We start from the raw sequence: 19,961 nt of genomic DNA, 5'->3' as shown, positions 1-19,961 counted from the left end.
TACCTGATTTCTCAGAATTTCAGGGGGTTGGCCTGTGAATGACTTACGGTATAACCTGAATGAACGCGCAGGCACGTTCATTCAATTATTAGATGAGCCGCCTAATCACTATTATGTCTTGGGGTGAAGATAGATGCCGGAGCTAGGTCTTGTCGTCATTAGGGTTTCGGACCTCGAGGCGTCGCGGCGTTGGTATGAGAGGATCGGATTCGAGTTCTATGAAGAACAGCACGGTGATGGGCCAGTCCACTATGCAGCGGTGCAGTCAGGTTTTGTGTTTGAACTCTATCCGCAATTGACCCCCAATCCCGTGTCGTCAGGCATACGGTTGGGATTCTACGTACATGATGTGCACGCAATAGTTGAAGCTAATATGGCACCTGAGTCAGTAGTTGTGAAACCCAATGCGGCGTTTGGTCGGCTCGGTGCAGTTCTCATGGACCCGGATGGAATCAAGGTTGAGATTAATGAATCCCAGGCATAACACGACGCTCAACGTGACTAGGTCCCGCTCCACGCCACCCAGCACGTTAGCTCTGCGTTAGGAGCGCAGTATGCCGTCGGACCTAACTGAGCTAACGGGAGGGTATATGAGTCGTTGGGGAATATTCATCGGTGACGTTGTAACGAAGTGGGTTATAAATGAAGGGTTCGATAGAGAAATGGAGTTGGTCGAGCCATTCAAATTCCAAGATGATAATGGGAAAATATGGCCAGCTCAGCGCCATCACCGGATCAATGGAGCGAGTATCCCGCAAATATTTTGGAGTATAATCCCTGGCTCACCTTTTGTCGGCGAATATCGGCGTGCCGCCGCGTTACACGACTCTTTATATATCGCAAGGTTCGAAAAAGATCGCGCCGGTATCGATCGAGCTTTTTATAAAGCTATGAGAGCGGATAATACCGAATTAATTACTGCGTACGTTATGTATGCGGCCGTGCGTATATTTGGAGGCGCAGCATGGAACAATGAGAAAATCGTATTCATGTCAAAGGTAGTCGAACAGGAATATAGAGAGATCGTAACTTGGATTCGAAATTCTGGCCACCAATTGTCGTTAGAGGATATCGAGTCAAAATGCGGCGAAGCTAGGACTCAGTTTGACCTTGAGTAGTTCTATCAAGAAGATAGCCCACGGGAGCAACCCGCCCAACAGGTCATTGGAGAGGGACTTTTACTACACAGCCTCGGCCGCTTGTTGCCCAGTAATCGGTCACCCCTTATCGGACCCATAAGCTCACCCTGAGGAGGCAAGGAGGTATCAGCCTAGTCGACGCCTCAGGTCACCCTTGACCTCTCGCCCAGAATTTGTTGTAGGGTTTGGGGGCACTACACCTGTACGGTGAAATGAATCCAGTACCGAATCATTTGCTTGACGAATGAGGATGGTTACGGACGAAAGGGCATCGCTAAGATGAGCGCTCATGAGACCAATCTCAGCAGACGGTTCAGCCATCACAAGACCACGGTGAACGGCATTCAATTACACTATGTCACGGGAGGTATAGGGCCTCCGGTGCTTCTGCTCCACGGTTGGCCACAGACTTGGTGGGAGTGGCGACATATCATGCCCGCCCTTGCGGAGAATTTTACCGTCTTCGCACTCGACCTACGTGGTTTTGGCGATTCGGAAAAGGTGCCGCCTGAGAGCGGCTACGACGCCGCCAATCTCTGTGCAGATCTTCTGGCACTTCTTGATCGCTTGGATCTCCGCTCAGTGAACTTGGTCGGTCACGACCTCGGTGGCTTGGTCGCGTATGCATTTACCCGGTTTCATTCTGACCGGGTTGAAAGGCTGGCGCTGGCCGATACGCCTCTGCCGCTCTACGACCTTGAGGTACCGGAGTGGTCCGAGATCGAGAAGCGGCTCTGGCACCAACGCTTTCATCAGGTGCCCTACTTGCCAGAAGCGTTGATCACAGGGCGAGAGCGACTGTACTTGAGTTGGTTTTTCTCATCTGCTTATGATCCCACAGCCATTGGTCCGGAGGATATCGACGAGTATGTGCGTACCTACGCCTCGCCCGGCGGCCTCAGTTCGGGATTCGCTTTCAGTCGAGCTATCGATCGTTCCGCTGCACAGGTGAAGGCCGCGGCTCATGGGAAGATGACCACACCCTTGTTGTTCCTTGGCAGTGAAATGACACTGCAAGACGTATTCGACGAACCGCTCAAGCAGATTGCCGCGAATGTTAAAACTGTCGTCGTACCGCGCTCCGGCCATTGGATGCCCGAGGAAAACCCCGACTTCTTCACCGAGCAGTTGTTGTCGTTCCTTGAATGACGGTCGACACCGTTAAAGAGATGGCTATCTGCTACCGCCGACCTCGTCGATATGGTGCAGCAGATCCGCCGGATCCTCGTAGACACCAAAGCTCGCTTCCCTCTGTGTCCAGCGTTTCCCTATGACGAGGTGGCATGGCGGTCGGTCCAGTACCAACTGAATGCCATGGTGGCTGAAATCACCACTGCGACCACTGCCAGCGACCAGCCGATGGGAATGTGGACCCAGGGTTCGATCAGTAGCTTGGTGCCGATGAACACCAGTACTACCGCTAGCCCATAATCGAGCAAGGAGAAGCGCTCGGCCAGCCCGGCGAACAGGAAATACATGGCGCGTAGCCCGAGGATGGCGAAGATGTTGGACGTCAGCACGATGAAGGTGTCGCGGGTGATGGCAAAGATCGCGGGAATGCTGTCGACGGCGAAGATGATATCGGACACCTCCACCATGATCAGTACCACCAGTAATGGGGTGGCCCAGAGTATGCCCTGTTCACGTATGGTGAATCGGTTGCCATGCAGCGACTGGGTGATGCGCAGGTGACCACGCAGCCAGCGCAGCAGGCGATTGTCTTCCACGTTGGACTGCTTGTTGGCGCTCCAGGCCATCTTTCCTCCGGTGAACACCAGAAAGGCCCCGAAGACGTACAGGATCCATTCGAAGTTCTTCACCAGCCAGGCTCCGATCAGGATGATGATCACGCGTAGTACCACGGCACCCAGCACGCCGTAAATCAATACCCGGCGTTGTAGTTCCGGCGGGATTCCGAAAAAGCCGAATAGCGTCAGCCAGACGAAGACGTTGTCCACCGACAGCGATTTCTCGATCAGGTAGCCAGTGAGAAACTCGGTGGCCTTGTTATTGGCCACGGCGAGGTCCTGTGTGGTGTATAGGTAGGCCCACAGCCCGGCGCCGAAAAGCAACGACACCAGCACCCACAGCATTGACCAGAGGGCGGCTTCTTTCATCGACACCTTGTGGGTGTCGCCCCGCATCAGCAGGTCCACAGCCAACATGGCTGTCACGATGAGGGCGAAGATCCCCCATAGCCACCAGTTGCCACTCATGCTCATCGGTTCCATCCTCCCTGAGGTTGAGGGTAGTTCCTGTTGCCCGGGTAGGGCGGAAAGTGCCACACCGGCAGCCTCACCCTAGCCCGGATATGTCACTATTGCATAAGGAGTCAGTGCACGATTTTCAACTTACCTGTACTGGAAACAACGGAATCTGAGTCATCGGTGAATTGCTTGAGAAATCGGCGCAGCATCGTTGGCGCAAAACGTCCACCTCCCAGGCCATGCTGCTGGGCGTGGGCTGCGTTCTGGTAGCAGGGTTTGACGATTCAATAACCATAGGGAGAAAGCGAACAATGCCCCGGATGATCTTCGTGAACCTACCCGTTACTGACCTCGCTGCGTCGATGGCGTTCTACAAGGCCCTCGGCTTCGAGAACAACCCACACTTCACTGACGATACGGCCGCCTGCATGGTATGGAGCGAGGCGATCAACGTCATGCTGCTCACGCATCCCAAGTGGCGCACTTTCACCGACCGCCCCATTCCTCCCGCCACCTCTAGTGAAGTGATGCTTGCCGTATCGTGCGATAGTCGTGAAGCTGTCGACGCCATGAACGAGGCGGCTGCCGAACATGGCGGCACAGCCGATATCAATCCCATTCAGGATCTGGGTTTCATGTATAACCGAAACTTGGCGGACCCCGATGGCCATGTCTGGGAGGCCATGTGGATGGACCCCACAGCGATTCCCTCAGGTGACTAGGTTGGCTTTACCCGGCCCGAGCCTCAACCGCAGTGCCTGCAGGCCACCCAGTTGATGGAGAAGTGGCCCAATACGCGGCTGAGCTTCAACGTTGAGGCTGTAGAAAAACCCCGTTACTGCTCGGTAGGATGATTCGAAAAGACAATAAGATGGTATCTAGGTGGTGAGTGGTCCTCTTGATTCGTAGTCTTTATGGAAACTTCCAAGCTACGAGAGGGAACCACTCACCATCTTGATTCCAGTCCAACTGGACTCATCGCGATGGGGGCTTACGGATAGGTCACGGTCAGTGGCCACACCCCCACATTGATTACCTGGAACGCCGTATTCCGATGCACGAGGATATCGCCCGAGTCAGGTTCTCCGGGCCTGACTCGACCTGCCGCAATCGTGGCTCCGGTCGCATCACGTACGATATACGTCACCGGATGCTTCCAGAACTGCTTACTAATTCGGAACACGTAGCCCTGAGGGCGGGGGCCAAAGTTCATCTCCGATTGAGGCGGCACGCTTACCGTTGCCATCTGTACGTTGGGTTTCACATCACCGCCTATCGGGCTTACGTTACTTGCGCCCGACATCTCGGGCACATGTGCAAGCGCGGCCTGGCCCCCGCCTGCCACGAAGCTGCTCGCCGGCAGCACGTGGGCGCCGAATACGACGGGATTACCCTCTGGGTTAGTAATGTGCACCGTCATCTTTCCTTTCGCATCGAAGCTAGCCTCGTGCGTATAGCCACCTGACGTGCCGATCGAAAGGAATGGCCATAACCCCATGCTTAAGTTCGCTCGAATCTCCTCTTGCTCCTCGGTACTGTAAGAGGCGGCGGAAGTGATCTCCAGGTCGATGCCATCCACCACGATGAGCGCTGAAGTGAAGAAGCGCATGTTCCCGTTAGGGCCGAATGTACTGTTCCAGTTCGGGGTACCGTGCTGCCACATAGTGTTGTCAGGCGTAGCGTACGCCGATCCAAGAGCTGAAGAGTTGTACCAGCTTCCCGGTCCTGCCGAAAAGGTCAGGACGTGCTTGAGCGTGCCCTTGACTGTGAACTGCGACGACGCGGCTCGAGCTGTCAGTTTCGAATAGTTCCCCGACGCCTTGCCAGAGAAGATGTCGTAGAAACCGCTGATTTCGCCCTTCGCCCATGTGTTGGTGACTTCCGAACTCGCGGTGCTACTGTCGAAATCGATCGTCCGCGACTCACCTTGTGGGACGAGCCCGCGCAGATCGGAGATGGTCTGGCTAAAGTTAGGCACGCCGTTCATGAAGTTCGTCTGGTTGGCAACGGCCACGTTTGCCTGAAAAATCGGGTCGTTGACCGCTGCGGCTAGATCCGTAGCACCTTTCGACGCGACTTCCGGCGCGTTGATCAGTGCCCAGGATCTGAAGACGTCCGGCAGCTGCTCGGGTGTCGGGATCGGAGTGACCGTCTTGATGTAGGATTCCCAAGCGGGAAGCGCATCACCGAGATCCTGTTTAAAGGACTTCATCGTCTGGCTAATCAACTGTGAAACGACGGCACGGTAGTCGTCATAGAAACGGTTGCCGCCAGAAATGCTGAAGTTAGAATCAAGCGTCTCCGGAGGGAGATTATTGAAGTATGCCCAGAGCAATTCTGACGTATTTCCGAGCGGAGTTGAGGGCTGGAGAAGTTGGAATGACTGGGAGCTCAGCCCTAATGCAGCAACAATGGAGTTATACCACTTCGCTTGAAGCGTCGAAGTTAGCTTCTCAACATCTTCGGCGGTCTGGGGGATACTCTCTGCCTGTGGCCCTGCGTGAGAATACACGCTAAATGGAGTATGTTTCTCAGAGGTGTTTTCAGCATATTGAACATTCTTAGCGCTCATGATTCTACTCCTGATTTTTGTCTTAAAGCAATTAACGAAAGGAAAATCGTCAAATGCTCATTTGGTGCTTCCTATCCAGACTATTTAGTGAGTGAATTTCCAGATCCTTACTACTCCTGCACGCATTTTCGTCTCTACAAGGGATGCGACACTTTGTCGAAAGACTCGTTAAAGATATAAACCTCAGCAGGTCTCATGTCGTTTTCCGAGACACTTCATCGTCGACAATCACCTTTATATTGCGTGCCATTTTAACTTATAACTAGATTTCTAGCCTGTATGTGGCTGGGACTACTTACGACTCTGTCAGTAAATTTACTGACAGGGGGCAGGCTTTACTTTAGGCTGAAATGATCTATGCGGAGCTTTATCTCTTCATGTGCACAGCTGTGCTATTTGACCTCTACACGGGGCCACTGCCTGCCCTAGGAGCACTTGCACCACCTTGCGCAATTCGGCATCGGTGACCTGTCGGAAGACTGTTCTTTTGGGGAAGTACTGCCGTATCAGTCTCTAGATGCCATTCTCAAGGGCATAGCGAACCAATCTAGTGACTCCTCGAATATCAAGTTTCCACATAATTCTGGATTTGTAGGTCTCTATGGTCTTGGGGCTAAGATCGAGCTTTCGTGCAATTTCCTTGGTGGTTAGCCCTCTTGAGATTTCCCTCAAGACTTCCTTCTCTCGCAACGAAAGCAACGGACCCGCAGCTGTTTCTTGCTTGGCACATAGTTTCTCTTTCAGTGAAGGCGACATGAATTCTCCACCATGCATAACGACGGTAATGGCTGACAAAAGATCCTCGAAACGATTTTCCTTGGCCAAGATGGCTGGTATGCCCAGGCTTCTAGCATTCTGAGACTCATCTGGAGAATTATGGATGGTCATCCATATGAGCTTGCTTTCGATTGGTACCGACGCAGCATCAACGATTTTTTGCAGCATGACACCATAGTTAATCGTACTAGACAGGATGGCAACATCAGGTCGGAGACTGTTAATCAGTCGGTAGGCTTCGTGGGCATTGTTGGTGGTAGCTACTACGGTGGTATTGGAACACTCCCCCAGTAATGATACTAATCCCTGCCGATCCATTTCCAAGTTATCCGCCACGATCAGTGTGGTCATCGTTATTCTCCACAAACCTTCCTTGAGTCATTATCTGGTATCGGTCATACACCATGAGGTCTATGATTCAAGCTTGGTTATATCAACAAACAGCCCCTTTTATCACAATAATTAAGCGGCTGGGCGAATGTGCGCCAGCCTCTTCTTAGTGGAATCCTCTTCATGATTTCCCCGCCTGAGCATCTTGATATGATCTGGTAGATCATGGCGATGAAGTTGGTCTCATTACGGTAGCCGCGTGCAGGTGACCGGGCTGCCTGGAACAAGCCGCTCATGCTCTCCACGTGCGCGTTGGTCAGCCCCGAGATCAGCGCCTAACTGTGTAAGCCCATGAAGTTGTTCACGGAAAGGATTATGAGGAGCGTTGCTCAAACAATGCCCGACATTTCGCGCTATGAGCCATACTGACTTATGACTGCAGCTTTTGAAGAGTGGCGTCAGAATCTCAATCGTGATGATCGACTGCCTCGTGATTGATTTTTCAAAAGCAAAACACCAGGGCGGTTATGCAGCCGGCACAATGATTGACGTTATACTGCCGAGCAATACTTAATATTGCAGTTTTTCAGTTGGCTAGGGAGAAAATGGCGTGCTGTCTAATACCTGTTACAAAGCAGGGAGAGTGCGTAGTAAGGATCGCCAGGGAATGGAAATGCCGAGTGCCTAAAACCCACACTGAAGGGTTCACGGGCTATCTTTACGAAACCGGTATCAAGGATTCTTCTGCAACACCTCCGGCAGCTGCTCGAGGCGTTATATCAGTATGGTCTTTACGTTCGCTCATGGCTGCTGTCTTCCAGCAGCTTACTGATTAACTTGTATGTCCCCTTTACCCACCTGAAATAACTTGCCACTCATCGCCATTCCTACCTCCCAATCGCAGCTACAGCAGCTACAATAGGGGCTTCGTTCCTGCTTTCTCATCCCATAGGCTGTGTCTCAGCCACCCTTGCTACTGGCCTGCAATGCCTGATCCAGGTCGGCGATCAGGTCGTCGGCCGCTTCGATGCCTACCGAGAGCCGGATCAATCCCCCTTCGATACCCAGCCGTTCGCGGGTCTCGGCGGGTATGGAGGCGTGGGTCATGATGCCGGGATGCTCGATCAAGCTTTCCACTCCGCCCAGGCTTTCGGCTAGGGAGAAGATTCGACAGCGTTCCAGCACGCGCCGTGCCTCCGGTTCTCCGCCACGCACCACGAGAGAGAGCATGCCGCCGAAGTCGCTCATCTGGCGGCTCGCCAGGTCGTGCTGGGGGTGGTGGGCCAGGCCGGGGTAGATGACCCGCTCCACCGCTGGGTGGGCGTCCAGCCAGGTGGCCAGGGTTCGGGCATTCTCGCAATGTTGGTGCATGCGCAGGGCCAGGGTCTTCAGCCCGCGCAGGGCGAGAAAGCTGTCGAATGGTCCGGCGATGCTGCCCACGGCGTTGTGGATGAAGGCCAAGCGTTCCGCCAGTTCATCATCGGCGACCACGGCAACCCCGCCGACGATATCGGAGTGGCCCCCCAGGTACTTGGTGGCGGAGTGCACCACGATGTCGAAGCCGAACTCCAACGGCCGCTGCAGCACCGGTGTGGCGAAGGTGTTATCCATGACGCTGATCAGGCCATGGTCTCGCGCGAAGTCGGCGACACGCTGTAGGTCGACGAGCTTGAGTAGCGGGTTGGTGGGCGACTCCACCCAGATCATGCGGGTGTCGTCGCGCAGGGCGGATTCGAGGGTATCTTCACGGCTCAGGTCGACGAAGCTGAAATCGAGCCCGGCGGAGCGCCGGCGAACGTTCTCGAACAGTCGGTAGGAGCCGCCGTAGAGGTCATCCATGGCGATCACATGGCTGCCATGATCGAGCAGTTCCAGCACGCTGGCCGTTGCTGCCATGCCCGAGGCGAAGGCGAGGCCCGCCGTTCCACCTTCCAGATCCGCTACACAGCGCTCGTATGCCAGGCGGGTGGGGTTGCCGGTGCGTGAATATTCGAAGCCTTGGTGCCGGCCGGGGCTTTCCTGCACGTAGGTGGAGGTGGCATAGATCGGCGTCATGATGGCCCCGGTGCTCGGGTCCGGCGCCTGCCCGGCATGGATGGCTCGGGTTGCTAAACGATAGCGTCCGTCTCGCTTGTCGTCCTTCATCGCATCTCTCCTTTAAGGTTTTATCCGAAAAGTCGCCGCGCGATTTTCAGACAAACCTTCAATCAATTCTGCGCCGCAGATAATTAAGCAAATCGATTCGCGTGATCAGGCCATGGAAGCTGTCGCCCTCGGTAACGATGGCGACGTGGTCCTCCTGGAACACTGCTACCAGTGCGTCCAGGTTGTCGCTAGGGGTTAGCTCCTGCAGTTGGGTGATCATTGCCTCGCGAACCGGTGCCTTGAAATGGTCTTCGTGGCCATACACTGCCATCAGCACGTCCGATTCGTCGATGATGCCGACCAGCCGGTCGTCCTGCATGACCGGCAACTGGGAGACATCGTAGAGCTTCATGCGTGCATAGGCCGTGGTTAGTGGCTCGTCGGGCGTTACCACCACGGTGTCGTGCTCGGCATAGGGATGCCGAATCAGGTCGCGCAGGTCGCCGTATTGGCGCCGCTCGATAAAGCCCTGATCTTCCAGCCAGTGATTGTTGTACATCTTGGACAGGTACTTGTTGCCGGTATCGCAGACGAAACTCACCACCCGCTTGGGCTGGCTCTGGGCGCGGCAGTAGTGCAGGGCCGCCGCCACGCAGGTGCCGGTGGAGGTGCCGCCCAGAATCCCCTCGCAACGCAACAGCTCGCGGCCGCACAGCAGGCTCTCCTTGTCGGAGATGGTAATCGCCTGGCTGACCCGGGAAAGGTCGGCGATGGACGGGATGAAGTCCTCACCGATACCTTCGACCAGCCAGCTACCGCTCTTGGTGCCGAGGTGACCGCTGCGTACGTACTCGGCCAGTACGGAGCCCTCGGGGTCGGCGAGCACCAGTTCTACCGCGGGTGCAGCCTGGGCGAAATACCGCGACAGGCCGGTCATAGTGCCGCTCGAGCCCACACCACAGACCACGGCGTCGAGGCGCCCATCCATCTGGCGCAGGATCTCCGGGCCGGTGCCGCGCTCATGGGCCAGGGGGTTGGCGGGGTTGCCGAATTGGTTGATGAACACCGCGCCGGGGATGTCCTGGGCGATGGCCGCCGCCTTGTCCTGGTAGTACTCGGGGTGGCCCTTGGCCACGTCCGAGCGCGTCATCACCACCTCGGCCCCCATCGCCTTGAGATGGAAGATCTTCTCGCGGCTCATCTTGTCTGGGATCACCAGGATCATGCGGTAGCCTTTCTGCTGCGCTACCAGCGCCAGGGCGAGTCCGGTATTACCGGCGGTGCCTTCGACGATAGTGCCGCCCGGTGTGAGCTCGCCCGAGGCCTCGGCGGCCTCGATCATCGACAGCCCGATGCGGTCCTTGACCGAACCGGTCGGGTTCATATTCTCCAGCTTCAGATAGAGTTCGCAGGGGCCGGTATCCAGATTGGCGACCCGCACCATCGGCGTGTTGCCGATCAGGGCCATGGCATTCGCTAGCGGTTGCATCGGGTCCTCCGGGAATATGCTCCTTATCTAAGGATCAGTGTAGGAGTCCCTCTAGCGAGGTGATGCTTGCCGTGTCGTGCGATAGTCGCGAAGCTGTCGACGCCATGAACGCAGCGGCTGCCGAACATGGCGGCACAGCGGACATCAACCTTATCCAGGATATTGGTTTCATGTAACACGGTAAGTCGTGGCAAACCAGCGACTCACCATGTCTTCAGCCAACCAGCAACCGTGCCGCCATTTTCTTTGCCAACTTGGCGGCGTTTTTATCCCCTCGTGTGTGCGCATAGACAATTGCCCCATCGACCAGCAACGATAACTGCGCAGCCAATGGCGCCTTGTCTTCTCCCAGGGCGCCAAGATTGTCCTCGATTAACTGCTGGACACGGGCCTTATGCCTTGCGGCAAGCTGGTGAATGGCATCGTCGTCCTGGGCGTATTCCGCGCTGGCGTTGATGAAGTTACAGCCAAAGAACGCCTCTGACCGGAACCAGTTATCCAGCGCATCGAAAATCGCCAGGGCAGGCGGTTCAGCGTTTTCCCTGGCCTGTTCCATGGTGCGCTGGATCAGCGCGATCTGTTGTTCGTGGCGCTGCTGCAGCACCGCGAGGATCAGTTCCTCCTTGCTGCGGAAATATTTATACAGGGTTGCTTTCGAGACACCGGATTCGGCCAATACCAAGTCGATCCCGGTGGCGTGGTAACCGTGTTCGTTGAACAGTCGGTAGGCGGTGTCGATCAGGTGTTGCTTACGCGGTTGGGGCACGGGGCAAACCTTGTCAGGAAGTTCTGTGACGGAATGATACCACTAGGTCGTACTTGACATGAACAGATCTGTTCACCTAGGCTCGTTTCCAGGGGTGAACAGATCTGTTTGCTTCCGGTGCATGCCTGTCATCGGGTACGTGCCTATCATGTGGCGTATGCCTGTCATCCATAGGAACCTCTACCATGGATCAAGTATTTGGCATTGAAAGAGAAGTGCAGCCGTTGGCGCCGGCCACCCAAGGTATCCACCATCTGGGATTGACGGTAAGGGACGTCAACGAAGTTGCCGCCTTCTTTGGGGAACGACTGAACTTCAATGTGGTGGGCGAGGTGCCGGACTACCCGGCCATATTCGTTAGTGACGGTCACATTATGCTTACCCTGTGGCAGGCAAGGGAGCCTGATGTAGCGACACCCTTCGATCGCCACTCTAATATCGGGTTGCACCATTTTGCCTTGCGTGTTGCCAATGAAGGTGCCTTGGAGGCGTTGTTTCACCAGCTGTCGGGAGTCAATGGGGTGGACATCGAGTTTGAGCCCCAGCCCCTGGGGCAGTCAGGCGCCAGACACATGATGTGTTTGATCCCGGGTGGCCTCAGGGTCGAGTTCATTGCAGCGTGATGGCGGAGGACAGGGCGATGGCAAGCGATCCTGAGGCGCATGCTGTCTGGCACCGGGGCGAACTCGCGGTACAGTCCCGCGCGGGTGTGCAAGAGAAGATGGCGACGGTGGGAGCGCGGGTGATTCGTGACTACATGCCGGACCAGCACCGGGAACTTTTCACGCAGTTACCGATGGTGATCCTTGGTGCGCAGGATGTGGCTGGTGAACTTTGGGCAACGGCCCTGTTCGGCAAGCCGGGCTTTATCCAGTCTCCCAGCGAGCGGCTACTGACAATTGATGCCCGGTTGCCTTCCCATGATCCGTTGGCCTCCAGCTTGCACCCTGGCGCCAGGGTCGGATTGTTGGGCATCCAGTTGGAAACCAAGCGTCGCAACCGCGCCAACGGAATCGTTACCGGGCACCAGGAGGGGCGAGTCAGCCTGTCAGTTGAGCAGAGTTTTGGCAACTGCCCGAAATACATCCAACAGCGCTATCCCGTCCCGAACGAACGTTACGGCGACTTCGTCCAGGCAACGTTCACGGATTGGAGTGAGCCTGTGTCCCGGTTGATTCTTGGCGCCGACACCTTCTTTATCGCCAGTGCCTTTGACGATGGTACGCCAGGGGCCAATCGCGGTGTTGACGTTTCTCACCGTGGCGGGCCGCCCGGATTCCTCGGTTTCGACGACCAGCACCGCCTGTTGGTACCTGACTATCGCGGCAACAATTTCTTCAACACCCTTGGCAACCTGGTGCTTGACCCTCGAGCCGGCCTGTTGTTTCTGGATTTCCAGCAGGGGCATGCCGTGTACCTGACAGCCCGGGCAGAGGTGGTCTGGCAGGGTGATGAACCACTAATTTGGGGGGAGGGCGACAGGATGTTGCGGCTGACTCTCGTTCGGGGCCGTATTATTGCGGGGGGGGCGCCCTGCCACTTGTCGTGTGAACCTAAGTGATCAGCTTGCGCCGTTTTCCTTCAACGTGGCCATGTCGATGACGAAGCGGTAACGTACATCGCCTTTTTCCATACGCTCGTAAGCCTCGTTGATGTTCTTGATGTCGAGCATCTCGACGTCGCAGGTAATGCCATGCTCGGCACAGAAGTCGAGCAGTTCCTGGGTTTCCTCGATGCCGCCGATCAGCGAGCCGGCCAGCACGCGGCGCTTGAACACCAGGTTGAAGGCTTCGATGGCTGGCTCGATGGGGTCGAGCAAGCCGACCAGGATGTGGGTGCCGTCATACTTCAGTGACGCCAGGTATGGGTTGAGGTCGTGCTGCACCGGCACGGTATCGAGCATGAAGTCGAAGGTCTCGGCGACGGCTTCCATCTGTGCCGCGTCGGTGGAGACCACCACATGGTCGGCGCCGTTGCGCTTGGCTTCGTCTACCTTGGACGCAGAGCGGGTGAAGACAGTGACCTCGGCACCGAGCGCCTTGGCCAGCTTGACGCCCATATGGCCGAGGCCCCCCATGCCGATCACGCCGATCTTGTGGCCTGCTTTCACGCCGTAATGTTTCAGGGGCGAATAGGTGGTGATGCCGGCACATAGGATCGGGCCGGCAGAGGCGAGGTCGATACCCTCGGGCATGCGCAGCACGAAGTGTTCGCTGACCACGATCGAGTCGGAATAGCCGCCCTGGGTAAAGGTGCCGTCTTGTCGGTCGTCGCTGCCATAGGTCATGGTGAAGCCTTCGAGGCAGAACTGCTCGACGCCGTCTTTACAGGCCTGGCATTCGCGGCAAGAGTCGACCATACAGCCGACCCCGATCAGGTCGCCGGCCTGGAAGCGTGTCACCTCCGAACCCACGGCAGTCACCCGTCCGACGATTTCATGCCCAGGAACGATCGGGTAGCGGGTCATGCCCCAATCGTTGCGGGCGAAGTGCAGGTCGCTGTGGCACACGCCACAGTAGAGGATGTCGATGGCCACATCGTCAGGTCGCGGCTCGCGGCGCTGAAAGGTGAATGGGGCCAGCGGTGTATCGGTGGAGTAAGCAGCATAAGCGCTGGCTTGGCTCATGGTAACGATCTCCTCTTGATCGGTTTCTCCCCGGTACTGGGGCCTATTCATTGTGGTGGCTCCAGATCGGGGCGACGATTGACGATCCTGCGGAATTTTTGCTCATTCCTCCGAGAGCACCTTTTCAGACAACGGAATTGCCGAGAAAATCGGCATTATCCAACGCAGCCAACCAAACGGTCACCGATGATGCCTGCCTCGAACGTGCTTGCCACCGAACTGAAGGAACTGATCGCGCCACTGGTCGCCAGGGACGGTATTACCGCTACCGAGGTGCCGGCGGTATCGCTGTTTTCTCTTCAGCAGCAAGAGCGCACTCCGCTGATTTACGAGCCGTGCCTGATCATCGTTGCCCAGGGGCGCAAAGTGGGCTATCTCGGCGATCGGGTCATCCACTACGACCCTGGCCAGTATCTGGTCCAGACATTGCCGCTGCCGTTCGAGTGCGAGACCTATGCCTCCGAACACGCACCGTTGATGGCAATATCGGTGCGTATCGATCCAGCGCTACTTAGTGAAATAGTGACCGCCATGGGGGCCGATCCTCGCTTGGATGCCCACCGCGACCCCTTGCCGATGGCGTCGGTGGCCATGACACAAGGCATACATGAGGCAGTGGTGCGGTTGCTGAGGACACTTCACGACCCGCGCGAAACGGCGGCGATGGGCACTTTTCGGGTACGCGACGTGATCTTCGAGGCGCTAAAGGGCGAGCAAGGCCCGGCACTGCGGGCGCTGGTGCTTGGTCAAGGGCATTATTCGCGTATCGTTCAGGTGTTGTCCCGGCTACATGCCGATTTCGCTACCGAACACTCGGTGGAGGCATTGGCGCGCCAGGCGAACATGAGCCTGTCGACCTTTCATCAGTACTTCAAGCAGATCACCCGGACCTCTCCTGTCCAGTACATCAAGCGGCTGCGTTTGATCAAGGCGCAACAGCTACTCGCCCAGGATACGTGCAACGTCAATCAGGCGGCCTCTGCCGTCGGCTATCACAGCGTGCCGCAATTCAGTCGTGACTATAAACGTTGCTTCGGAATGTCGCCGTTGCAGCACCGCCGCCAATGGCAGGCGGCGGATGCTGTTGAGGCATGAGGTGTCCGATCAAGAGAGTTCGGCTGCTCATCGACTTTCTCACTGAGCGGATTGGTGATATTCCTGGAATCGAGATGCCGCACCCTGATTGACGATATCTACGCTTACTATGTCTCAACTCGGCTTGTGTAGGGAGGGCATATGGCGATAACGCTGAATCACACTATCGTGCATGCGAAAGACCCTGAGGCGACGGCAGCGTTTCTGACGGAGATTCTCGGTTTAGCGCCACCGCGCCAACTGGGGTATTTCACCGTCGTGCAAGTCGGCGACACATCCTTGGACCTGATACGCGGCGGTGACCCCATTTCTTCACGTCATTTTGCATTTCTAGTCAGTGAAGACGAGTTCGATGAGATCTTCGATCGTCTGCGCCAACGCGGGCTTACCTACTGGGCGGATCCTTTCCATAAGGAGCCCGGCCAAATCAATCACTGGGATGACGGGCGGGGCCTCTACTTCGATGATCCAAACGGCCACCGCCTGGAGATCATTACGCGGCCCTATGGCAGCGGTGGTCTCGAAGCCAAGCATCCCAATCCATTACTGTCACGCTAACAACGAGCCAAACACAGGGAGCTTCCAATGTCTGATCGTGTCATTCTCACCACCTCCTCGCATCTTGAGGGCTATCGCGTTACCGAACATATCGACATCGTCTCGGCGGAATGCGTGTTCGGGATGAACGTGTTGAAAGATATGTTTTCAAGCTTTCGCGACTTCTTCGGGGGACGGAACAAGTCATCGCAGGATGCCCTGCGCGAGGCTCGAGTCGCTTGCTTGAACGAACTGCGCCGGGAGGCGGAGTCGATGGGGGCCAATGCGGTGGTAGCCGTCGACCTCGATTACAGCGAGATTTCGGGTGGTGGTAAATCCATGCTGTTCCTGGTGGCCACCGGGACTGCCGTAAAGGTTGCCAAGGCCTGAGTTCACATCGAGGACGATATGACCATCATCGCTTTCGTGGCGGGTTTAGTGCTGCTGATCGTTGGGGCAGAGGGGCTGGTGCGTGGCGCTTCTCGCCTGGCGGCCAGGTTGGGCATTTCATCCTTGATCATCGGCTTGACAGTCGTCGCGTTCGGTACGAGCTCGCCGGAGCTGGCGGTGAGCCTCAAGTCGGCGTTTGCCGATCAGGCGGGCATCGCCATCGGCAACGTCGTCGGCAGTAATCTTTTCAATGTGCTATTCATTCTCGGGGTTTCAGCGTTGATCGTGCCGCTGGTGGTGGCGCAGCAACTGGTGCGTTTCGATATTCCCCTGATGATCCTGCTGTCGGTGGTGGTATTGCTGTTGGCACTGGATCGGCAGATCGGGCGTCTCGATGGCCTGTTACTCGTCATCGGGCTCGTTGCCTACACCGTTTTCCTGCTTTTCCAGAACCGCCGGATGAAGAACGACGCTCCAGCCGACAGTCTGGCGGCGTCAGCCACTGGGGGGAGTTTGGTGCTGAATCTGGGGCTGGTGGTCGGTGGCCTGGCGCTGTTGGTGCTGGGATCGCGCTGGTTCGTCGATGGTGCCGTGGCCTTCGCGGCTTATCTTGGCGTAAGCGACCAGATCATCGGGTTGACGATAGTCGCTGCTGGCACGTCGCTTCCCGAGGTGGTGACCTCGATCATCGCGGCTCTGCGTGGCGAGCGCGATATCGCCGTGGGCAACGTGGTGGGCAGCAACATCTTCAACATCATGGGCGTGTTGGGGCTGACCGGTTTGCTGGCTCCTTCGGGCGTCGCGGTATCCGAGGCGATGGTCGGATTCGACATTCCGGTGATGATCGCGGTAGCGCTGGCCTGCCTGCCGATCTGCTTCACCAACGGCACGATCAGTCGCTGGGAAGGTGGCGTGCTGTTCGGCTATTACGTCGCCTACACGCTCTATCTGATTCTGGCCGCTTCACAGCATGACGCGTTGTCGGGCTTCAGTACGGCCATGCTGTATTTCGTGCTGCCAATCACTGCGCTCACCCTGATCGTGCTCTCCTATCAGGAGACGCGCCGCAGGAAACTGTCATGAAGAAGCCCGCTCGTGAGTCGTTGGAGCGTGAGCATCGTCCGGAGGAGATCAGCCGTCGCCTGGACAAGCCGCCCAAGGTGCAGACGCTCCCCGATGCCATCCTGGGCGGCATCGATGGCTGCGTTACCACCTTTGCCGTGGTGTCGGGCGCGTTCGGTGCCGGCTTCTCGGCCACGGTCGCGCTGGTGCTCGGCTTCGCCAACCTGTTGGCCGATGGCTTCAGCATGGCGATCAGCAATTACGAGTCGATCCAGGCGCAGCGCGAATACATCGACGATATTCGTGAAAGCGAGCGTCATCATATCGATATGGTTCCGGAAGGCGAACGTGACGAGATCCGCCAGATCTTCCAGCGTAAGGGGTTCGACGGCGAGACGCTGGAGCGTGTGGTGGAGGTCATTAGCCAGGATCGAGAGGTGTGGGTGGATACCATGCTCACCGAAGAACACGGCCTGCAAAAGATGGGGTTGAGCCCCATGCGTTCCGCACTGACGACATTCGTTGCCTTCCTGATCGTCGGCGCGATGCCGCTATTGCCCTATGCCGTTCCGTTCCTCGATACCACACGCCAGTTTCTGGCGAGTCTGTTGATCGCGGCGCTGATGTTCTTCCTGATCGGTATGATGAAAAGCGTCGTTTACCATCGCCCGGTGTTTCAATCGGGGTTGCGTACCCTGTTGATGGGGGGAACCGCCGCTGGGCTGGCCTTCCTGACCGGTCACTTGGCCAGTATCTGGTTTGGTGTGAGTGTTTGAAGCGTCAAGGTCTAGATAATATGAACGAAACCGACTACACGCTTGAGCCCATTGGGGTAGTGCATTCGCCACTGACCAGTCGCAAGGAGGCGCCCCGTCAGGCGGATGAGGGCGCGCCGCAGGCGTGGCTGGAGATTTTCGACCCGGTGGCGGAAGGGCTCGAGGGTATCGAGGTGGGTGACGAACTGATCGTGTTGACCTGGCTTCATCATGCGTACCGCGATGTGCTCAAGGTACATCCGCGCAGCAGGGGCGAGTCATCGTTGGTCGGCGTGTTCGCGACTCGCTCGCCGGATCGTCCTAATCCTGTGGGGCTGCATCGGGTTTTAGTGCTGGAGATCGATGGGCAGTGCTTGAAGGTTGCCGCCATGGAGGCAATCGACGGAACGCCGATCGTCGATATCAAACCTGTGCTTTGGAACATCGATGAACGATGAGCGGTAGTCGGAACGCAGCCCATAAGAAAAAAACGCGAAACGTTGATAGAGGGCATGACCAATGAAAAGAATGTTGTTCCTCGTTGTTTCGCATGTGCTGGTGGGGGTGGTGGGTTTCTCCATCGGTATCTATACCTTGCCCATACTGACCGCGCCACCAGCCCCGCCGGAAGAGGCGATGGAGAGGCACAGCCAACAGGCCGTGTTCATGGGTGAATTCCGACGTGATCTCGAAGGAAGCGACTTCCTCCACTGGGGTGAGGGCAGCGTGTCGGTTGGACGGCAAAGCATCGCCTTTGTTGGCAAGCTGGCGCCGGGGCCGGATTACAAGCTGTACTTGTCACCTGAGTTCGTCGAAACCGAGGAGGATTTCGAACGCCTGAAGGAGCAGATGGTGCGGGTCGGCGATGTCAAAACCTTTGAGAATTTCATCGTTTACGTACCTGAACCGATAGATCCGGCGAACTATGACACCGTCATCGTATGGTGCGAATCGTTTGCCCAGTTCATTACCGCCGCTCGTTACCGATAGGCCTGCTATATTGAGCTGCTAAGGCGGCCCAGCGGTCTATAAGCTAGGTATTTGTGAGCGAGCCACTTGGTAGGGAATCAGACTGACAACGACGTTGGCTGAGCCCACTCTGCATGCCCGGTAATGGATTATGTCGATACGCACAGAGACGAAGGATGACGTCATGATGGCGAAAAGGAAATTGGCGTGGAATGGCCCCGAGATCGGATACCTCGGATACGATGCGATGGTGCTGGAAGGTTGCTATGGTGGTTCCGGTATCGAGCGAGCAATAGACGTGGTTCACCGTGCCCTGGATGCCGGCATGACCATGATCGATACCGCCGATGCCTATGGCAATGGCCACAATGAAGCCTTGGTAGGGAAAGCGTTAAGGGGGCGGCGCGACGAGGCCTTTATCGCGACCAAGTTCGGGATTGTCTTTGATGAAGAGGAATCCGGTACGGACTTCCTGACGGGCTGGAACTTGCCCCTCAAGATCAATGGCAGGTCCGAGTATGTTCGCAAGGCGCTGGATATCAGCCTCCGGCGCCTGGACGTCGAGGAAATCGATCTGTGGTACATGCACTACACAGATCCTGGTACGCCGATCGAAGAGACCGTAGGGGCGATGGAGGACGCCGTCAGGGCTGGAAAGGTGCGTTACCTGGGCTTGAGCAATGTGACCGCTGAGGAAGTCAGGCGGGCCCATGCCATCCATCCTATTACCGCCGTTCATTACGAATATTCGCTGTGGCGGCGTGAGGCCGAGGAAGACCTGTTACCGACGCTGCGAGAACTCGGTATTTCGCTGGTGGCGTGGTCGCCGTTGGGTAGTGACTTCGCCAAGACGAATCGCGACCGTTTCGAACCGTTCATGGGGATTGCCAAGGAGCTTGGCATTACACCGGCGCAGCTGGCCTTGGCGTGGGTGCTGCATCAAGGCGACGATATCATCCCGGTCCCGGGTACCCGCCGGCCAGAGAGGATTGATGAGAACGCCAAGGCAGCGGACATCGCGCTGGATATCACGACGCTACACCGGATCGATGAACTGGCACGCCCCGGCATGTCTGAAGGGGCGGCGTTCGTATAGGACGCTCGTATAGAGAGCCGTTCAGCTGAAGGTAGCCCTGTTGATTGGCGTATACTTTCCTTACCC

The 19,961-nt window shown here is 56.7% G+C and carries 21 protein-coding genes; 14 read left to right on the top strand and 7 right to left on the bottom strand.

Going from position 1 to position 19,961, the window contains the following annotated elements; all coding sequences use genetic code 11:
• Window positions 1-133: 133 nt before the first annotated feature.
• The 3 genes from L861_RS25265 to L861_RS04805 all read left to right on the top strand — a co-directional run bounded on the left by L861_RS25265 (window position 134) and on the right by L861_RS04805 (window position 2,288).
• Entirely contained in the window at window positions 134-484 is a 351-nt protein-coding gene (locus L861_RS25265; RefSeq protein WP_016415440.1) for a VOC family protein, read from the top strand.
• Window positions 485-590: 106 nt separating this feature from the next.
• Window positions 591-1,118, top strand: coding sequence for a DUF1353 domain-containing protein (locus tag L861_RS23520; RefSeq protein ID WP_201766404.1), 528 nt, complete (start codon window positions 591-593; stop codon window positions 1,116-1,118).
• A gap of 300 nt (window positions 1,119-1,418) precedes the next feature.
• Complete coding sequence (locus tag L861_RS04805; protein WP_016415438.1) at window positions 1,419-2,288, top strand: alpha/beta fold hydrolase; 870 nt, start codon at window positions 1,419-1,421, stop codon at window positions 2,286-2,288.
• A gap of 119 nt (window positions 2,289-2,407) precedes the next feature.
• Here L861_RS04805 and L861_RS04800 read toward each other — a convergent pair whose 3' ends face one another.
• Window positions 2,408-3,361 (bottom strand): TerC family protein, encoded by a 954-nt coding sequence (locus tag L861_RS04800; RefSeq protein ID WP_016415437.1) that lies wholly within the window; start codon window positions 3,359-3,361, stop codon window positions 2,408-2,410.
• A 296-nt stretch (window positions 3,362-3,657) separates the two neighbouring features.
• Between L861_RS04800 and L861_RS04795 the strand changes: the two genes are divergently transcribed.
• Window positions 3,658-4,068: a VOC family protein gene (locus L861_RS04795; RefSeq protein ID WP_016415436.1), complete on the top strand. Its 411-nt coding sequence runs from the start codon at window positions 3,658-3,660 to the stop codon at window positions 4,066-4,068.
• 269 nt (window positions 4,069-4,337) lie between these two features.
• On the opposite strand, the gene L861_RS04790 is transcribed toward L861_RS04795, so the two are convergent.
• The 5 genes from L861_RS04790 to L861_RS04765 form a co-directional block, all read right to left on the bottom strand.
• Window positions 4,338-5,918 carry a hypothetical protein gene (locus tag L861_RS04790; protein WP_016415435.1) on the bottom strand — a complete coding sequence of 527 codons (1,581 nt, stop codon included), beginning with the start codon at window positions 5,916-5,918 and terminating at the stop codon, window positions 4,338-4,340.
• 513 nt (window positions 5,919-6,431) lie between these two features.
• Window positions 6,432-7,046 (bottom strand): response regulator transcription factor, encoded by a 615-nt coding sequence (locus tag L861_RS04785; protein ID WP_016415434.1) that lies wholly within the window; start codon window positions 7,044-7,046, stop codon window positions 6,432-6,434.
• A 939-nt stretch (window positions 7,047-7,985) separates the two neighbouring features.
• On the bottom strand, window positions 7,986-9,170 hold the full coding sequence (locus L861_RS04780) for a trans-sulfuration enzyme family protein (RefSeq protein ID WP_016415433.1): 1,185 nt from the start codon (window positions 9,168-9,170) through the stop codon (window positions 7,986-7,988).
• Window positions 9,171-9,228: 58 nt separating this feature from the next.
• On the bottom strand, window positions 9,229-10,599 hold the full coding sequence (locus tag L861_RS04775) for a pyridoxal-phosphate dependent enzyme (protein WP_016415432.1): 1,371 nt from the start codon (window positions 10,597-10,599) through the stop codon (window positions 9,229-9,231).
• A gap of 214 nt (window positions 10,600-10,813) precedes the next feature.
• A complete protein-coding gene (locus L861_RS04765; RefSeq protein ID WP_016415430.1) occupies window positions 10,814-11,365 on the bottom strand; it encodes a TetR/AcrR family transcriptional regulator in 552 nt (183 codons plus the stop codon).
• A gap of 185 nt (window positions 11,366-11,550) precedes the next feature.
• Here L861_RS04765 and L861_RS04760 point away from each other — a divergent pair, with 185 nt between their 5' ends.
• Together L861_RS04760 and L861_RS04755 are read left to right on the top strand one after the other, a co-directional pair.
• Window positions 11,551-11,988, top strand: coding sequence for a VOC family protein (locus L861_RS04760; protein WP_016415429.1), 438 nt, complete (start codon window positions 11,551-11,553; stop codon window positions 11,986-11,988).
• Between the two features lie 17 nt (window positions 11,989-12,005).
• On the top strand, window positions 12,006-12,926 hold the full coding sequence (locus L861_RS04755; RefSeq protein ID WP_035567809.1) for a pyridoxamine 5'-phosphate oxidase family protein: 921 nt from the start codon (window positions 12,006-12,008) through the stop codon (window positions 12,924-12,926).
• Here L861_RS04755 and L861_RS04750 read toward each other — a convergent pair whose 3' ends face one another.
• Window positions 12,927-13,991, bottom strand: a complete 1,065-nt coding sequence (locus L861_RS04750) for an NAD(P)-dependent alcohol dehydrogenase (RefSeq protein ID WP_016415427.1) — start codon at window positions 13,989-13,991, stop codon at window positions 12,927-12,929.
• Between the two features lie 189 nt (window positions 13,992-14,180).
• On the opposite strand from L861_RS04750, the gene L861_RS04745 reads away from it, so the two are divergent.
• The 8 genes from L861_RS04745 (at window position 14,181) to L861_RS04710 (ending at window position 19,895) form a co-directional block, all read left to right on the top strand.
• Entirely contained in the window at window positions 14,181-15,086 is a 906-nt protein-coding gene (locus tag L861_RS04745; RefSeq protein ID WP_027947417.1) for an AraC family transcriptional regulator, read from the top strand.
• Between the two features lie 141 nt (window positions 15,087-15,227).
• Window positions 15,228-15,644 (top strand): VOC family protein, encoded by a 417-nt coding sequence (locus tag L861_RS04740; RefSeq protein ID WP_016415425.1) that lies wholly within the window; start codon window positions 15,228-15,230, stop codon window positions 15,642-15,644.
• A gap of 27 nt (window positions 15,645-15,671) precedes the next feature.
• Window positions 15,672-16,013, top strand: a complete 342-nt coding sequence (locus tag L861_RS04735) for a YbjQ family protein (RefSeq protein ID WP_016415424.1) — start codon at window positions 15,672-15,674, stop codon at window positions 16,011-16,013.
• Window positions 16,014-16,031: 18 nt separating this feature from the next.
• Window positions 16,032-17,096, top strand: a complete 1,065-nt coding sequence (locus L861_RS04730; RefSeq protein WP_016415423.1) for a calcium/sodium antiporter — start codon at window positions 16,032-16,034, stop codon at window positions 17,094-17,096.
• Window positions 17,093-17,851 carry a VIT1/CCC1 transporter family protein gene (locus L861_RS04725; RefSeq protein WP_016415422.1) on the top strand — a complete coding sequence of 253 codons (759 nt, stop codon included), beginning with the start codon at window positions 17,093-17,095 and terminating at the stop codon, window positions 17,849-17,851. The genes L861_RS04730 and L861_RS04725 overlap by 4 nt, the downstream gene beginning before the upstream one ends.
• Window positions 17,852-17,871: 20 nt before the next feature.
• Window positions 17,872-18,288, top strand: coding sequence for a tRNA (N6-threonylcarbamoyladenosine(37)-N6)-methyltransferase TrmO (gene tsaA, locus L861_RS04720; protein WP_016415421.1), 417 nt, complete (start codon window positions 17,872-17,874; stop codon window positions 18,286-18,288).
• Window positions 18,289-18,349: 61 nt separating this feature from the next.
• The gene (locus L861_RS04715; protein ID WP_021029106.1) at window positions 18,350-18,820 is read left to right on the top strand and encodes a DM13 domain-containing protein; all 471 of its coding nucleotides are present in this window, start codon (window positions 18,350-18,352) and stop codon (window positions 18,818-18,820) included.
• A 163-nt stretch (window positions 18,821-18,983) separates the two neighbouring features.
• Entirely contained in the window at window positions 18,984-19,895 is a 912-nt protein-coding gene (locus tag L861_RS04710) for an aldo/keto reductase (RefSeq protein ID WP_016415419.1), read from the top strand.
• Window positions 19,896-19,961 lie beyond the last annotated feature (66 nt).

The sequence above is a fragment of the Litchfieldella anticariensis FP35 = DSM 16096 genome, from assembly GCF_000409775.1.
GTDB lineage: Bacteria > Pseudomonadota > Gammaproteobacteria > Pseudomonadales > Halomonadaceae > Litchfieldella > Litchfieldella anticariensis.
This window is presented reverse-complemented; position numbering and strand designations above follow the sequence as displayed.

Bases quoted from the DNA above. Each gene is read 5' to 3' on its own strand.
- L861_RS25265 (WP_016415440.1), top strand. From the start codon at position 134: ATGCCGGAGCTAGGTCTTGTCGTCATTAGGGTTTCGGACCTCGAGGCG.
- L861_RS23520 (WP_201766404.1), top strand. From the start codon at position 591: ATGAGTCGTTGGGGAATATTCATCGGTGACGTTGTAACGAAGTGGGTT.
- L861_RS04805 (WP_016415438.1), top strand. From the start codon at position 1,419: ATGAGCGCTCATGAGACCAATCTCAGCAGACGGTTCAGCCATCACAAG.
- L861_RS04800 (WP_016415437.1), bottom strand. From the start codon at position 3,361: ATGAGCATGAGTGGCAACTGGTGGCTATGGGGGATCTTCGCCCTCATC.
- L861_RS04795 (WP_016415436.1), top strand. From the start codon at position 3,658: ATGCCCCGGATGATCTTCGTGAACCTACCCGTTACTGACCTCGCTGCG.
- L861_RS04790 (WP_016415435.1), bottom strand. From the start codon at position 5,918: ATGAGCGCTAAGAATGTTCAATATGCTGAAAACACCTCTGAGAAACAT.
- L861_RS04785 (WP_016415434.1), bottom strand. From the start codon at position 7,046: ATGACCACACTGATCGTGGCGGATAACTTGGAAATGGATCGGCAGGGA.
- L861_RS04780 (WP_016415433.1), bottom strand. From the start codon at position 9,170: ATGAAGGACGACAAGCGAGACGGACGCTATCGTTTAGCAACCCGAGCC.
- L861_RS04775 (WP_016415432.1), bottom strand. From the start codon at position 10,599: ATGCAACCGCTAGCGAATGCCATGGCCCTGATCGGCAACACGCCGATG.
- L861_RS04760 (WP_016415429.1), top strand. From the start codon at position 11,551: ATGGATCAAGTATTTGGCATTGAAAGAGAAGTGCAGCCGTTGGCGCCG.
- L861_RS04755 (WP_035567809.1), top strand. From the start codon at position 12,006: ATGGCAAGCGATCCTGAGGCGCATGCTGTCTGGCACCGGGGCGAACTC.
- L861_RS04750 (WP_016415427.1), bottom strand. From the start codon at position 13,991: ATGAGCCAAGCCAGCGCTTATGCTGCTTACTCCACCGATACACCGCTG.
- L861_RS04745 (WP_027947417.1), top strand. From the start codon at position 14,181: ATGCCTGCCTCGAACGTGCTTGCCACCGAACTGAAGGAACTGATCGCG.
- L861_RS04740 (WP_016415425.1), top strand. From the start codon at position 15,228: ATGGCGATAACGCTGAATCACACTATCGTGCATGCGAAAGACCCTGAG.
- L861_RS04735 (WP_016415424.1), top strand. From the start codon at position 15,672: ATGTCTGATCGTGTCATTCTCACCACCTCCTCGCATCTTGAGGGCTAT.
- L861_RS04730 (WP_016415423.1), top strand. From the start codon at position 16,032: ATGACCATCATCGCTTTCGTGGCGGGTTTAGTGCTGCTGATCGTTGGG.
- L861_RS04725 (WP_016415422.1), top strand. From the start codon at position 17,093: ATGAAGAAGCCCGCTCGTGAGTCGTTGGAGCGTGAGCATCGTCCGGAG.
- tsaA (WP_016415421.1), top strand. From the start codon at position 17,872: ATGAACGAAACCGACTACACGCTTGAGCCCATTGGGGTAGTGCATTCG.
- L861_RS04715 (WP_021029106.1), top strand. From the start codon at position 18,350: ATGAAAAGAATGTTGTTCCTCGTTGTTTCGCATGTGCTGGTGGGGGTG.
- L861_RS04710 (WP_016415419.1), top strand. From the start codon at position 18,984: ATGATGGCGAAAAGGAAATTGGCGTGGAATGGCCCCGAGATCGGATAC.